Below are 17659 nucleotides of genomic sequence, written 5' to 3'. Positions count from 1 at the left end.
CCATTTTACATTGTTCAAGAAAAAGAGGAATGGAAGGCTGTCAAAGACCGGAACGGAAACGAAATCCCGCGCCGGGCAGGAATAAGTTCTTTTGGGATTGGCGGAGTAAACGCCCATATTGTGATTGAAGAATACATTCCAAAAGCAGGTTCCCGACATGCGCTTACTGAACATCCGAACATTATTGTGCTGTCGGCTAAAAATAAACAAAGGCTAATGGATCGGGCTGCACAATTGCTGGGTGCCATTCGTGACAAAAAGTATACAGATCAAGATCTGCACCGTATCGCCTACACGCTTCAAGTCGGGCGGGAAGAAATGGATGAACGCATGGCTTGTATTGCGGGCACAATGCAGGAGCTTGAAGAAAAACTGCAAGCGTATGTTGACAGCGAGGAAGGGACTGAAGGGCTCTTCCGCGGACAGGCGAATCGAAACAAAGAAGCGTTGGCCATTTTTTCTGCTGATGAGGACTTGGCAATGGCTATTGAGGCTTGGATCAGAAAAAGGAAATACGCCAAGCTTGCGGATTTATGGGTCAAAGGTGTCGCGGTCAATTGGGCTAAACTGTATGGCGGGGCGGCCAAACCGCGTCTAATGAGCCTTCCTTCATATCCGTTTGCGAAGGATTACTATTGGCTTCCGGCAGAGAAAAGTCTTTCAGAACCGGACAACATAGAGTTCGTTGATCATAGTGAAAAGCGGACCTCATGTGTTTTGACAAAACAATGGAGCGCAAGTCCGATTGCCACAAAAACGCCGGGGACAAGGGCTGTTGCGATTCTCAGCAATGAAGAGACGGCAGACTTGGCAGCTGAAGTATCAAAGCATTTCCCGAAACATCTCATATTAAATGTGAGCCGGATTGACAATGAACAGTTAAGTAATGATTGGAAACAGTTTGACGGCCTTGTGGATTTAATCGGTTGCGGCGGACACGAGGAAGAACAGCTACATTGGATTAGCTGGATTCAAAGGCTGGTTGAAGACGGGCATAAAGAGGGAATCATGCTGCTTTGTGTGACGAAAGGGCTGGAATCATTCCAAAACCCTTCCGTGCAGATGACAGGAGCCTCCCGTGCTGGCTTGTATCGTATGCTTCAAAGCGAATACAGCCATTTGAGATCAAGGCATATGGATGCGGAAGACTCTGTTCATCCTCATATTCTCGCGAAGCAGATCGCTGAGGAGTTTTATTCCGATACTGAGGAGACGGAGGTTTGCTACAGAGAGGGCTTGCGGTACCAGGCTTACTTAAAAGCGCATCCGGTAACCTGGAGAGGAGTCGAAGATCGACAGACCTTCCCGGAAGAACATGTGCTTCTCATTACAGGCGGGACAAGAGGAATCGGACTATTAAGCGCCCGGCATTTTGCGGAACACTATGGAGTGAAAAAGCTGGTTTTGACAGGACGTGAGCAGCTTCCTCCGCGAGAAGAATGGGCTCATGCTGAGACATTAAATACCTCTGCGGCGCAGAAAATTCAAGCGGTACGGGAGCTGGAGGCACAAGGCATACAAGTTCAAATGCTGTCACTCTCTTTGTCTGATGAGACACAAGTACAGCAAGCCTTACATGAAATCAATCAAACAATGGGGCCAATTGGCGGAGTCATTCATTGTGCAGGAATAACGGACATGGATACCTTGGCGTTTATCCGCAAAACAGCTGATGATATGCGGCAGGTACTGGAGCCGAAGGTGTCTGGGCTTACAACCCTTTATCGCTATGTAAGTCATGAGCCACTACAGTTTTTTGTATTATTTTCTTCTGTTTCGGCCATTATTCCGGCACTTTCGGCTGGACAAGCTGATTATGCCATGGCTAACAGCTATATGGATTATTTTGCAGAAGCACATAAGGAAAATGCGCCAATCTTCAGCATTCAGTGGCCGAATTGGAAAGAAACCGGTATGGGGGAAGTGACAAATCAAGCATATCGAGAAAGCGGCTTGCTGAGCATTACGAATTCAGAGGGCTTGCGTTTTCTGGATCAAATCTTATCTGGGACCTTGCAGCCGGTTGTCCTCCCTGCTATAACGAATCAGGAAAATTGGAAGCCAGACCGGCTGATGGAGCGGCGGATCCGGCAAGAATCTGGATTGAAAGAAGAAGCTTTGCTTGTATCACAATCTGAAAAAATCGGGAAAACCGCAGAGCCGGCTAAACATGAGCTGCTTTTAGATGAAACGCGGACATGGCTTGTTGCTTTGTTTTCTGAAGAGCTGAGAATCGAACGCGAACACCTGAAAATTGATGATTTATTTCAGGATTATGGTGTAGATTCTATTATCTTGGCACAGCTGCTCCAGCGTATTAATCGAAAGTTAGACACAGCGCTCGATCCATCTATTCTTTATGAATATCCAACAATTCAGCGCTTTGCTGATTGGCTTGTAGGATCTTATGCCGAATCCTTGACTGCTCTGTTTGGAGACAAGATAGGGGAAAATGCGGAAGCATCTTCGGCAAATAGAACTGAGACAGTCACACCTCACCCTGCGGAGGATCCTGCTTCTGTCAGCCGAAGACAGGTGCCGGTGTCCTCGTCACCGAGTTCTCATCCAGAGGATATCGCCGTTGTCGGATTATCTTGCCGCTTTCCGGGGGCGGATACACTGGAAGCATATTGGTCGTTATTATCTGAGGGACGCTCGTCAATCGGACCGGTTCCGGCAGAGCGCTGGGGTTATCAGTCACCGTATTATGCCGGAGTCATTGATCACATCAGCCATTTCGATCATGATTTCTTCCTGCTCCATGAAGAGGATGTAAAGGCGATGGACCCGCAAGCGTTATTGGTATTGGAAGAGTGTTTGAAACTTTGGTATCACGCCGGATATACACCAGATGAAATAAAGGGTGAATCTATCGGTGTCTATCTTGGAGGCAGAAGCCAGCACAAGCCTGATGAAGAGAGTCTTCTTCATACGAAGAATCCTATCGTGACAGTCGGCCAGAATTATGTAGCGGCAAATATTTCACAATTTTTTGATGTCCGCGGCCCGAGTGTTGTGTTAGATACAGCATGTTCATCAGCTTTAGTCGGCATGAACATGGCTATTCAGGCCTTACACAGCGGGGATATGAAAGCTGCTGTAGTGGGCGGTGTCAGCTTGCTTGGTTCAGACGCCTCTCACCGGCTGTTTGAGCAGCGCGGCATTTTAAGTAAGCGTTCATCCTTCCATGTGTTTGATGAGCGTGCTGATGGCGTTGTTTTAGGTGAGGGTGTCGGAATGGTTCTGTTAAAAACGGTAAAACAGGCCATACAAGACGGAGATACCATTTATGCTGTGGTCAAAGCGGCCTCGGTCAATAATGACGGAAGAACCGCAGGGCCTGCAACACCTAATTTGGAAGCGCAAAAGGAAGTCATGAAGGCTGCGCTTGCCAAAAGCGGAAAACAGCCAGAGGACATCAGCTATCTTGAAGCAAACGGATCAGGTTCAATGGTAACCGATCTGCTTGAGCTTAAAGCGATTCAATCCGTGTACCGTTCAGGGAACGCAAATCCCCTTTCGCTCGGATCAATCAAGCCGAATATCGGACATCCGCTTTGTGCTGAAGGAATCGCAAGTTTTATCAAGGTTGTTCTGATGATGAAAGAGCGCAGTGTTGTTCCATTTTTATCAGGTGATAAAGAGATGTCACATTTCGATAAGCAGAAAGCGAATCTCACGTTCAGCCGATCGCTGGAAAAATGGACAGAACCGCTGCCTGCTGCGGCCATTAACTGCTTTGCCGATGGGGGGACAAACGCCCATGTCATTTTAGAGGCGTGGGATGAAGATAAAAAACGTGTGATTAAGCGTAGTCCAATATCGCCTCCTGAATTAAAGAAACGGGTGTTTTCGGCTGGCGCGTCAAAGCCGGAAGAGGAGACCTTAAAAATGGACACAGCAAACATATGGGATTCTTATGAAGTGGAGGTCTAACGTGAAAAATATAACGAAGCAACTCACTCTATCGTTAAAAAATCCGTTTATTTATCACCATGTGGTTTACGGACAACATGTTCTTCCGGGTTTGGCTTATATTGATATGATTTACCAGATATTCAGAGAACACGGCTATTCCTTCTCAGAGCTTCAACTGCGGAACTTATCCATTTACCAGCCGTTGACTGCTAGACAGGATTCGGTAATTATGCTCAATATCGATTGCACGGAGAAAAATGAAGGGCATTGGCAAATATCAGTTAAAGGCTTCGAAAAACGCCGTGATAAAGAAGCGTCAGATGAAAAGCTCTTTATGAAGGCTGATATGCACACCGACGTGCCGGCAGTGTTTGAAGAAACACTGGAGGTCAATCACCTCAAAGCAATTCCGGACACGATTGTACAGCTCGATGATGTGTATGAACAGTGCAGACGCCAGGAACTTGTGCATAGCGGATATATGAAAGCGAATGGACATATTTATGAAGAGGAAGACGGTGTGCTCCTTGATCTTTCTCTTGGCTCCGAAGCTATGCTTCATGCAGAAGGCTTTATGTTTCATCCGGCTCTCATCGATGGGAGCGGAGTGGGAGCCAACAATTTGCTTACATCTTTGCTTAAAGGGGAACAGAGGCTGTTTTTGCCTCTGTTCTATGAATCTTTTTCTGCTTCAGCCCTTTTGCAGACGCATTGCATGACAAGAATTAAGCGTTCATCTGTCCGTCAGGAAAAAGAGCTCATTTATGTAACGCTTGAATTTTTTAATGCTTCGGGAGAAAAGGTAGCTGAACTGAAAAACTTCACAAGTAAATTAGTGCGTGAAGCAGAGCTTATTCATGGAGGCCGCAAGGATTTGCCTCAAAGCCAGGAGGCGAGTAAAGATACAGCCGAACTTTCACAGGCTGCAGAAGGAATCAAAGAGGTGTCATCGTCAGCCGAGAGTACGGGGACATACGAGGCAGCTGAACAATTCGTCAGCCAATTAATCGCAGACAAAATCAATAAGGCGGTTGAACAGATTGAAAAGCAGGTTGGCTATTATCAAATGGGACTGAATTCATCCGGTTTGCTTGAAGTGGTAGAAACCATCAGTGACAAAATTGGTGAGAGCCTTTCACCGACTCTCCTGTTTGAGCATACCACGATTGCGGAGCTGTCAGCGTTTCTTGCCCAGGAGTACGGTGAGCATTTTACCTCCTCTCATTCTATTGATCAAAACGAACGAAAGCGTGCCGCTATTCGCACAATTGATCGCGGTACTGCTGAAAGCCGGAAGAGACGTATACATGAGGATTCTGCCCGAACTGCATCTCTGAAGGCAGCAGAAGGAGACATTGCGATTATCGGCATGGCGGGCCGGTACCCGAAGGCAAACAATATTCATGACTTTTGGAACAATCTGAAAGAGGGAATGGATTGCATTAGTGAGATTCCCGAGTCGCGCTGGGATTGGAGGCGCTTTGAAGGAATCACCTCCCCTTCAGGAAAAAGCATTTCTAAGTGGGGCGGATTTATTGATGATCCTGATTGCTTTGATCCCCAATTTTTCAGAATTACGCCGAGAGAAGCGGAGACAATGGATCCTCAGGAGCGGCTGTTTTTAGAAACATGCTGGGAAACGATTGAGGATGCTGGCTACACGCCGAAGACGTTGGCCACACCTAGAGGACGGAACAAAAGACAGCATGTAGGCGTTTTTGCCGGCGTCATGCACAAGGATTATACATTAGTCGGTGCTGAAGCAGCATCGAAGGAAAATGTGTTCCCTCTCTCTCTCAACTATGCGCAAATTGCCAACAGAGTGTCCTATTTTTGCAATTTCCACGGTCCGAGTATGGCGGTTGATACGGTATGTTCCTCATCTTTAACTGCCGTACATCTGGCGTTGGAAAGCCTTCGTCACGGAGAGTGCGAGGTAGCATTAGCCGGCGGTGTTAACCTTTCTCTGCACCCGAATAAGTATATGACGTACGGTGTTTGGGATATGTTTTCCACTGACGGGCACTGCCGCACGTTTGGCAAGGATGGGGACGGCTATGTGCCGGCAGAAGGAATTGGTGCGGTCTTATTAAAGCCTTTACGTCAGGCCGAGAAAGATGGAGATCGTATTTATGCAGTAATTAAAGGAAGTGCAGTCAACCATGTAGGAACTGTAAGCGGGATTTCTGTGCCAAGTCCTGTTTCACAAGCTGATCTGATTGAGACATGCTTGGAGAAAACAGGGATTGACCCGCGGACTGTCAGTTATGTGGAAGCGCACGGAACCGGTACATCTTTAGGAGATCCGATCGAATTACAGGGTCTGGTAAAAGCGTTCCGCCAATATACAGAGGATCGTCAGTTCTGTTCAATCGGTTCTGTCAAGTCAAATATCGGGCATGCGGAATCCGCCGCAGGTATCAGCGGTTTAAGCAAAGTCGCCCTTCAGCTTCACCATCAAACCCTCGTGCCTTCTTTGCATTCAGAAGAGCTGAACCCGTACGTAGACTTTGAAAAGTCGCCATTTTATGTGCAGCATAAAACCGAAACTTGGAAGCAGCCTGTTATCAATGAGAATGGTGAGGGAATCATCTATCCGCGCCGGGCAAGCATCAGTTCGTTCGGTGCAACGGGGTCTAATGCCCATATGATTTTAGAAGAATACATTCCTGAAGCAGCGGAGCAGACCGTGTCTGTACCTGACACCACACCGGTGATTATTCCGCTTTCTGCCCGGAATCAAGAACGTCTTCATGTGTATGCGGAACGTCTTCTCGATTTTCTTCATGAGGGTATTGAAATCAGAGATGTAGCTTATACATTGCAGATTGGCCGTGAACCGATGGAAGAGCGGGTTGCTTTTTTAGCAGGCGGGATTCAAGAATTGAGAGGTCAATTAGAAGCATATCTAAAAGGACAGGAAACCATTGAGCATTGCTGGAAGGGCCGAATGACAAAAGAAACCGGTGATATATCACTTTCCGGAGAAACAGTACATAAATGGCTGGAACAAGAAAATCTAAACCTGATCGCTGAAAAATGGGCCGGCGGATCTGCGGTTGATTGGAAGCTCTTATACGGGGGAAACAAACCTAAGCGGATCAGCTTGCCGACATACCCTTTCGCAAAAGTGCGGTATTGGGTACCGGAGAAAGAGACAGAGATTGACTTGCCAAAACAGAATTTGACCCTAGGCCATGCCATTCATCCTCTCCTGCACGAAAATGTGTCTGACATGTCGGGCGTGCGTTTTCGTTCAGAGTTCACAGGGCGTGAATTTTTCTTAAAGGATCATGTCATTAAAGGTCAGCACATTTTACCCGGTGCAGCCTTGTTAGAAATGGTTCGGGCAGCTGCAGAAAAGGCGGCTACGAACCAGATGCATGCAGATATTCGTCTTCAGGATATCGTTTGGATTCGCCCTGTTGCTGTCACAGATCTGCAATCAGTCATATACGTTCACCTTTATCCGGAAGACAATGGTGATATTTTGTTCGAAATCTGCAGGGAGAGTGACAGCGCGGGGGAGGAACCGGTGATATACGGCCAAGGAAGCGTTGTGCTTTGCCAGACTGAAGAAGCTCCTAAACTGAATATTGAAAAGGTGAAAGCAAGCTGCAGTAGACGCATTCTGCCGCCTGGTGTATGCTATGACGCTTATGCGGAAATGGGAATTGAGTACGGTGACGGCCACAGAGCGATTGATACTATATATGTCGGGGCAAACGAAGCTCTAGCTAAATTGACGATGCCGTCTGTCGTTTCACATACCCAAGATCATTATGTTTTGCATCCGAGCATGATAGATGCGGCATTTCAAGCTTCTATCGGTCTGAGGCTTGGAACAGAGGATGCCAGTTTGACAGAAAGCCAAGCAATGCTGCCTTTCGCATTGCAGGATATCCAAATTTTCAAAGATTGTGAGACTTCGATGTGGGCCCGCGTGAAATACAGCAAGGACAGTACCGCCGCGGATCGTATTCAGAAGCTTGACATCGATTTGTGTAATGAAGTGGGCCAGGTATGCGTGCGAATGAAAGGCTATTCTGCCAGAACTCTAGAAAACGAGACAGATTTAGCAACTGGCACACTTTTATTCGAGCATATATGGGAAGAAGCAACTGTTTCAGAGAAAAATGAGTTAATAGAATATCAGAGGCATAAAGTTATTGTTTGTGATATGGCAGAAAGGCAAATCGAAAGAATCCGGAACAAGTTTGACTGTACGGTATTAGAAATAAGCGGGCAGGCAGTTCATGAACGGTTTAAAGCGTATGCTTTACAGTTATTCGAAGACATTCAACAGCTGCTAAACTCAAAACCTGGCGGGAATGTGCTCGTTCAAGTCGCTGTTCCTGCATTGGACGAACCGCAGCTGCTAAACGGCTTAGCGGGACTTCTCAAAACGGCCCAGCTGGAAAACCCAGCATTCAATGGCCAGCTGATTGAATTTGATTCAGGGATATCTGCAAGCGATCTGGCCGAAACATTAGCAGAATGCAGGCAATATCCTCATGATAACCATATCCGATATTGGCAAGGAAAACGGTATGTAAGCAAATGGAAAGAGACAGCAGCTGATCAACCGGGCACCGACATGCCATGGAAGGATAAAGGGGTTTATCTGATTACAGGCGGTGCAGGGGGGCTTGGTTTCCTATTTGCAAATGAAATTGCAAACAAAACGCGTGAGGCTGTCATGATTCTCACAGGCAGGTCTCCTGTCAATGAAAGAAAGCAGTCAGAGCTTCAGAAGTTACAGAAAATGGGCGCGCGTGTTGTTTATAGACAAACAGATATGACTGAAAAAGAAGCTGTTATGGCTTTAACGAAAGAGATTCAAGAGGACTATGGCGGCTTAAATGGCATCATTCATAGCGCTGGCATTATAAAAGATAATTTCATTATTAGAAAAAAGAAAGATGAGATTCAAGATGTGCTCGCTCCAAAGGTCACCGGCCTGATTCATCTTGACGAAGCAACGAAAGATATCCCGCTCGACTTTTTTATCCTTTTTTCTTCAAATGCCGGGACAGTGGGAAGTGCAGGACAGGCAGATTACGCAATGGCAAATGCTTTTATGAATACATTCAGCGAGTACCGGAATGTCCAAGCAGCACAGCACAAGCGCTACGGGAAAACCCTTTCCATGAGCTGGCCGCTGTGGAAAGACGGAGGCATGCATGTTGATGCTGAAACCGAAAGGATGCTGACGAGAGATACAGGTATGGTCGCCATGGAAGCAGATGACGGAATTCAGGCATTATACCATGGATGGACCTCAGGAAAATCGCAGCTGATGGTGGCTGCAGGCGTTGTGAGCAAAATCCATTCATTTTTGGATCAAACAGGAAATGGGCAATCTCCAAATGGAAAATACAAAAGTGAAATTCAGCATACTGAAAATGCGAGTTCCGTGATGGGAGCCGATGAAGAGATGCTGAGAGAAAAAGCAGAGGATTATTTCAAGAGTGTGCTTTCCTCAGTTACAAAGCTGCCTGTCAGCCAGATTGACGCCGAAGCTCCAATGGAGGATTACGGAATCGATTCAATTATGATCATGCATGTTACCGGACAATTAGAAAAAGTATTCGGTTCATTGTCTAAAACCTTGTTCTTTGAATACCTCAATATTCGGTCATTATCACAGTATTTTACTGAATCACATAGAGAAAAGCTGTTACACATCTTGGGGATTGAATCAGAAACATCTTCTTCAATAGAAGAAAATAGAAAGACAGATTCTGAGACCGAAGAGAAAAAAGAAAGTCCGGTTCGCCGCAGAAAGTCCGGATTCGTCCCCAAGCAAAGAAATGTGCAAAAGCAGTCTGCTGAAAAAGAAACGGAAGAGATTGCGATTATCGGAATCTCCGGACGCTATCCGCAAGCAGACAACATCCATGAACTGTGGAAAAACTTGAGGGACGGCCACGACTGTATTACCGAGATTCCTGAAGACCGCTGGGACCACAGTCTCTATTACGATAAAGATAAGGACAAACCAGGAAAAACGTACAGCAAGTGGGGAGGCTTTATTAAGGATGTAGATAAGTTTGATCCGCAATTTTTCCATATCTCTCCTCGTGAAGCGAAATTAATGGATCCGCAGGAGCGTTTATTTTTGCAATGTGTTTACGAAACGATGGAGGATGCCGGATATACAAGAGAGCACCTCGGCCGTAAACAGGATGCTGAACTTGGCGGAGACGTAGGCGTTTACGTCGGTGTCATGTACGAAGAATATCAGCTGTACGGAGCGCAAGAACAAGCGCGGGGCCGGTCTCTGGCTTTACCGGGGAATCCATCCTCTGTAGCAAACCGGGTATCCTATTATTTCGATTTCCATGGACCGAGTATGGCTCTGGATACGATGTGTTCTTCTTCATTGACCGCTATACATTTGGCTTGCCAAAGCTTGCAGCGCGGTGAATGTGAGGCAGCTTTCGCAGGGGGAGTCAATGTTTCAATCCACCCCAATAAATATTTGATGCTTGGACAGAACAAATTTATGTCAAGTAAAGGCAGGTGTGAAAGCTTTGGACAGGGAGGAGACGGCTATGTGCCGGGAGAAGGCGTTGGAGCTGTACTCCTTAAGCCATTGTCCAAAGCGATTGAAGATGGCGATCACATTTATGGAGTCATTAAGGGCACAGCCATTAACCACGGGGGAAAAACAAACGGATACTCAGTTCCTAACCCGAAAGCCCAGGCAGATGTCATTAAAAAGGCGGTTACAGAGGCGCAAATTGACCCGCGGGCTATCAGTTATATCGAAGCGCATGGCACAGGCACTTCACTCGGAGATCCTATTGAAATAACAGGGCTGGCTAAAGTGTTCTCAGAACATACGAAAGACAAACAATTTTGTGCCATAGGCTCAGCCAAATCAAATATCGGGCACTGTGAGAGTGCAGCGGGCATTGCGGGATTAACAAAGGTATTGCTTCAAATGAAATACAGACAGCTGGCGCCTTCCCTTCATTCAAAAGTGCTGAATCCGAATATTGACTTCTTTAATTCTCCATTCAAAGTCCAGCAAGAGCTTGAAGAATGGAAGAAGCCGATCATTGAAGTAAATGGAAAAGAAATTGAATATCCGCGAGTCGCAGGCCTCTCATCATTTGGCGCCGGAGGGGGTAACGCCCATATTCTAATAGAAGAATATGCTTCCAAATCTGAGCCAGAGCATTCTTCAGCGGGACAGGCGGCTGTTATTGTGCTCTCAGCAAAAAATGAAGAGAGACTTCAAAAACGGGCGGAACGATTGCTGGATGTTCTCCGTGAGGGGCGTTATTCTGAAGCCGATCTGCCTCGTATCGCATATACGCTTCAGGTCGGACGGGAAGCAATGAATGAGCGTTTGGCGTTTGTGGCTGAAAATATGCAGGAGCTTAAAGAAAAACTGAATGATTTTATCTCTGGAAAAGAACACATTGAACACTTATATCGGGGACAAGTGAAGCGAAATAAAGAAACCATGGCAGTTTTTGCGGCTGATGAAGATATGGCGAAGACAATTGAAGCATGGGTTCGCAAAGGAAAATTTGCAAAGTTTTTAGACCTCTGGGTCAAAGGGTTAAATATCGATTGGAACATGCTTTATCAAAATGGTAAGCCGCGCCGTATCAGCTTGCCTGCCTATCCTTTTGCAAGAGACCGTTATTGGATAGAAGAAACTGTGGTGAAGACAGTTGAAAAAAGACCAGTGAAGCCGGCTGTTACATCACAGCCAGTCATCCAAGATCCATTTATTCCGGAAAAAGTCAGCGGTAAGCCTGCCAATATTTCGTTGCAGCCTTTGATGGCAAGCAGTCAGGAAACACAGCAAAGTACATCTGTTCCGCTGCAGCCGGTTAGAAAGCAGCAAACCATAACTGCTGAAGTCTTATGTGATGAACTGACGGCAAGCTTAGCAGACGTGTTATATATGGATCAAATTGAAATCGACCCGGACGAGGCATTTATTGATATCGGCATGGACTCCATTACCGGTCTTGAATGGATAAAATCAATCAATAAGAAATTTGGTACATCGCTTCTTGTGACCAAGGTTTATGATTATCCGACAATCCGTGATTTTGCCGCTTTCTTAAAAGATGAATTAAGCACACAAGCTGATGGAGAAAATGCAGAAAACCATCCGCAAAAATCAGAGGAGACGTATACACCGATACAACGGGAATCCATCTTATCTAAACCGGATAATATTTCGTTGCCGCCTTTAGGCCATCATGAGCCGGAGCAGCAGAAACCAGTTGAAGACATTCAATATGCAGCTGCGGAAATTTCTGCTTCCAGTCAATATGCTGGAACAATTGAAACACTGAATGATGAATTAAAGGAAAGCATTGCTGAAGTGTTATGCATGGATTCCCAAGAGGTCGATATTGATGACACCTTTATCGATATCGGAATGGACTCCATTACAGGACTAGAATGGATAAAAGCAATCAATAAGCAATATGGCACATCATTTTCAGTTACCAAAGTTTATGATTATCCAACAATTCGTCAGTTTGCAAATATGTTAAAAGCCGAGCTTGTCAATCATAGTAATAGAAGTAAAGAAAGAGCGGATGAGCTTTTCCAAGAGAATAAACAGCCTGAAGCAACAGCTAAAGCTAAAGCGAAACCCGCGGAGCGTTCGATTCAGCCCGTTCGGCTGCCAGCGATGAAAGCGCCTGAACAGAAACCAGACCGATCTCATCAAGGTTACCGAGACGATGCGATAGCCATAGTCGGGATGGCAGGCAGATACCCCGGTGCCAAGGATGTAAGAGAATATTGGGATCATCTGGTCAATGCAAGAAATGCGATTCGTGACATTCCGAAATCACGGTGGGATGTAGACAAATACTATGACCCGGCACTGAATCAAAAGGGGAAAGTCTACTGCAAATCACTGGGGATGCTGGATGATATTGAACATTTTGATCCGCTGTTTTTTAATATTCCGCCGTCAGAAGCTGAACTGATAGACCCGCAGCATCGAATCTTTTTGCAGGAAGGCTATAAAGCATTCGAGGATGCCGGATATAATGCGCAAACGTTAAGCAATAAAAAGTGCGGTGTTTATCTTGGCATTATGAGCAATGAATACGGAGTGATGCTGAATCGGAATCAGGCAAGAGCAAGCGCCACCGGAAACAGCTTTGCGATAGCGGCAGCGCGTATTCCGTATTATCTCAATTTAAAAGGGCCGGCGATTCCGATCGATACGGCATGCTCATCCTCACTAGTCGGTACACATTTAGCGCGTCAAGCATTAGTAAACAAAGAAATTGATATGGCGCTGGTGGGAGGAGTCACTTTATACCTGACACCGGAATCTTACATCAGTATGTGTGAAGCCGGCATGCTGTCTCCTGATGGACAATGCAAAGCATTTGATAATGGCGCAAATGGTTTTGTTCCCGGAGAAGGGGCAGGAGCGCTCGTTTTGAAACGGCTGAAAGATGCAGAAGCGGATCGTGATCACATCTATGGTGTTATTATCGGTTCGGGCATTAATCAGGACGGGAAAACAAACGGAATTACGGCACCGAGCGTGAAAAGCCAAATGGATCTGGAACGGGATATATATGAGACATATGGCATACATCCTGAAAGCATTAGCTATGTTGAAATGCACGGCACCGGAACAAAACAAGGAGATCCAATAGAATTAGAGGCGCTGTCCACCGTCTTTAAAGAGAAAACAGACAAAAAGCAATTTTGTGCGATCGGTTCTGTGAAAAGCAACATTGGCCATACATCAGCGGCAGCGGGTGTTGCCGGTGTTCAAAAAGTGCTGATGTGCATGAAACATAAAACGCTGGTGCCTACACTGAACTTCTCTGAACCTAATGAGCATTTTCAATTTGAAGAATCGCCTTTGTATGTAAACACTGAGCTTAAGCATTGGGAAACGGGTGATAGAAAACCGCGGCGGGCCTGTGTGAGTTCTTTTGGATATAGCGGAACGAACGCCCACCTCGTGATTGAAGAATATCAGTCTGATAGAAACAATGATCCATTGCCAGATCGCCATCATTCAAAGCTATTTGTGCTCTCAGCGAAAAAGAGGCAGCAATTGAAGGCTTATGCCCAATTGATGAGAGACTTCGCAGATTCTAATAAAGATATCAATCTGGATGATATGGCATATACCCTTCAGACTGGCCGGGAACCAATGGACTACCGAATGGCATTTTTGGCTGATTCGAGAGAAATGCTTATCAAAACGTTAGAAGACTATATTGCAGATATTCCGAATACGGAAATCTATGACGCGCATGTCAAAACGAAGAAAAGTGAAATGAAAGTGTTTGAAACAGATAATGACGCCAAAATCCTGCTGGAAACGTGGATTGAGAAAAAAAGGCTGGAGAAGCTAGCAGAATTATGGGTAAAAGGATTGCGAATAAACTGGAACAAGCTTTATGGCGATCACGTGCCTCGCCGAATCAGTCTGCCTGCTTATCCGTTTGCAGAAGAATACTATTGGCTCCCAATTGAAGATGCTGCAGAAAAAGACAGCCGTTCGGCATTGCCATCTGCTGTACGGCCTACGAAACAGAGCTTGTTACAAAAACAGTGGCAGGATTGCCCGATTACATCAGCAGAACGTATGAGCCAAACGGTTGCCATATTGGCAAACGCAGAAACAAGGTCATTGGCTGAAGAGCTTTCCCTGTATTTCTCGAGCTATCGCATCATTGACATACAAGAGCTTGAGCATCTGTCAGACGCCGACTGGGAAAATGTCGGCGGAGCAGTGGATTTGATCGGATGCGGAATGAGCCATGAGCAATCGATAAACTGGATCAGTTGGCTGCAAAAACTGATTGAGCTTGGCCGTAAACACAAGCAAGAATTGACTGTCTTGTGTGTGACGAAGGGGCTCGAGTCTTTTGAAAATAAAGATGTTAATCTGTCCGGTGCATCCCGGGCTGGTCTATACCGAATGCTCCAAAGTGAATACAGTCACCTTACATCAAGACATATGGACACAGACCATGTAACAGCCGAAAAGGAGCTGGCCAGACAGATTGCAGATGAATTTTATGCTGACAGTACAGACACCGAAGTCTGTTATCGAGACGGACGGCGTTATCGCGCATATTTGGACGAGCGAACAGCAGATGCTGTTAATCAAAAAGAATTATCGTTTCCGTCAGACCAGGTGCTGCTGATTACAGGGGGGACAAGAGGGCTTGGAATGGTGTGTGCGCGTCATTTTGTGCAAACATACGGGGTGAAACGATTGGTTCTCACCGGCCGTGAAGTCATGCCCCCGCGTGAACAGTGGGAGTTTCTTAAAGCGAAAAACACGCCGCTTGCTCAGAAATTGAAAGACATCCAAGAGTTGGAAGAAATGGGCGCTCAAGTACAAGTACAGTCTCTTCAGCTATCCGATCCGCTTGCTGTCAAACAAAGCATCGAGACGATTCAGCAAACGATGGGAGCGATTGGCGGAGTGATTCATTGTGCCGGGGCTGTGAATAAACATAATCCGGCATTTATAAGAAAATCAGCAGAAGAAATTCAAGCCGTGCTGGAGCCGAAAGTCGGAGGGCTTCAAACCTTATTTGACCTGCTCAAAGATGAGCCGCTGCAATTCTTTGTTTTATTTTCATCTGTATCAGCGACCGTCCCTGTGCTTGCGGCCGGACAAGCTGATTATGCAATGGCGAATGCATTTATGGATTATTTTGCAGAATCACATAAAGATAAATATCCGATCGTCAGCATTCAGTGGCCAAATTGGAAGGAGACCGGCTTAGGCGAGGTTCGAAGCAAAGCTTTAGAACAGACCGGACTGTTAGGCTTGAATAACGAGGAGGGATTGCAGCTTCTGGATCAGATTCTTTCTGAAAAACAGCAAGCTGTTGTCCTGCCCGCGATTCACCATACAGATGTATGGCAGCCGGGTAAGCTCATGCAGCACTCACTGACGGATAAGGCTTTCCAACGTGCTGAGACAAGAAAATCAGACAGCGCTCAAAGCTTGTTCCATGGAACAGTAGAATGGCTTGTGACTATTTTTTCTGACGAGCTGAAGATAGGCGCCGAAGACCTTGAAACTGATGAGCCTTTTCAAGAATACGGAGTAGATTCGATTATTTTGGCTCAGCTATTACAGCAGATTAATCAAAAGTTAAAAGGAGATATCGATCCATCTATTTTATTTGAATACCCCACAATAGAATCTTTTGCAAAGTGGCTGATATCTGAATATAAATCTGCCTTATCAGATGCTGTACATTCAGCTGACTCAAAAGAACATGCGCCTGATGCGGCATCATTGCCGCCCGATCAGGCTTCCGCGGCGAAACAGCAAATGCAAAAGGCAAGCGATATAAAACCGGCAGTTCATGCAGAAGACATCGCGATCGTTGGCCTGACATGCCGATTTCCCGGAGCGGAAACGCTGGAGGCATACTGGGATTTAATACGTGACGGTCGATCAGAGATCAAACCTGTGCCGCATGAACGCTTTGGCAATTCAAGCTCGTATTATGCCGGGGTAATCGAGGACCTGAACCGATTTGATCCTGATTTCTTCCTGATGTCCGATGATGATGTCAGAGCAATGGACCCGCAGGCTTTGGCAGTATTGGAAGAAAGTCTGAAGCTGATGTATCACGCCGGGTACACCGAAAAGGAAATGAAAGGCAGGCGGGCTGGTGTCTATATAGGAGGTCGCAGTCAGCACAAGCCTGATCAATCCAGTCTTTCAAAAGCGAGAAATCCGATTGTGGCTGGAGGACAAAACTATTTAGCCGCTAATATTTCACAATTTTTTGATTTGCGAGGACCGAGTATTGTTCTGGATACAGCTTGTTCCTCTGCATTGGTCGGCATGAATATGGCCATTCAGGCTTTACGAAACGGAGATATCGAGGCAGCGGTTGTCGGCGGTGTCAGTTTGCTCGATACAGATGCACATCGAATGTTTCAGGAGCGCGGACTTTTAAGTGACAAGCCGTCTTTCCATGTATTTGACAAGCGAGCAGAAGGCGTCGTTTTAGGAGAAGGCGTGGGAATGGTTTTAGTCAAAACGGTCAGCCAAGCACTTGAAGACGGAGATTCCATTTATGCTGTCATTAAAGCCGCAGCTGTAAACAATGACGGAAGAACCGCAGGTCCGTCCGCACCGAATCTTGAGGCGCAAAAGGACGTGATGCTGTCGGCGCTTGAGAAAAGCGGCAAAAAGCCTGAAGAAATCAGTTATCTCGAAGCAAATGGATCTGGTTCAATTGTGACAGACTTGCTTGAGCTTAAGGCGATTCAAGCGATTTACCGCTCTCGCTGCAATGCTCCATTAGGATTGGGGTCGGTTAAGCCTAACATCGGCCACCCTTTATGCGCAGAAGGGATAGCAAGCCTGATTAAGGTCGCTTTGATGCTGAAACATAGACAATTGGTTCCGTTCCTGTCAGGTGATGAGAAAATGACGCATTTTAATATTGAGGAAACGGATTTGTATTTTTGTAAAACACAAGCCGAGTGGAAAGAGAAAACGCCGGCTGCAGCAATCAATTGTTTTGCTGATGGAGGAACGAATGCCCACTTGATTATAGAAGCTTGGGATGACTCGGCTGATCGGCCGATCAGAAGAAAGCCTTTGCCGCTGCCGGCACTGCATCGGCGGCCCGTTTTAACAGAGAATCGAGCCCTATCAGCTCAAACTGAGCGGGGTCAAGGGTTTTCAGACAAGGGTGCTCCTAAAGAAATGTTTTGGAAAACTTTCAAATAA

Annotated in this window: 2 protein-coding genes (1 of these 2 only partly in view); both read left to right on the top strand. The window is 46.2% G+C overall.

Translation table 11 applies throughout. The features are described 5' to 3' along the window. Window positions 1-3936, top strand: the end of a protein-coding gene (locus KXD37_RS10750; protein ID WP_263463524.1) for a non-ribosomal peptide synthetase. Its footprint begins 11217 nt before the window's first position; 3936 of the gene's 15153 nt are visible here — the last part of the coding sequence; its start codon lies beyond the left edge, outside the window; the stop codon is at window positions 3934-3936. Further along, on the top strand, window positions 3920-17659 hold the full coding sequence (locus KXD37_RS10745; RefSeq protein ID WP_263463523.1) for a type I polyketide synthase: 13740 nt from the start codon (window positions 3920-3922) through the stop codon (window positions 17657-17659). Before KXD37_RS10750 ends, KXD37_RS10745 begins: the two co-directional genes overlap by 17 nt.

The sequence above is a fragment of the Bacillus sp. XT-2 genome (genome assembly GCF_025696525.1).
GTDB lineage: Bacteria > Bacillota > Bacilli > Bacillales > Bacillaceae > Bacillus > Bacillus halotolerans.
Note: the sequence above shows the minus strand (reverse complement) of the source record. Positions and strands in the feature narration are given on the sequence as shown.

Excerpts from the sequence above, each read along its gene's own strand:
- KXD37_RS10745 (WP_263463523.1), top strand. The coding sequence starts at position 3,920 with ATGAAGTGGAGGTCTAACGTGAAAAATATAACGAAGCAACTCACTCTA.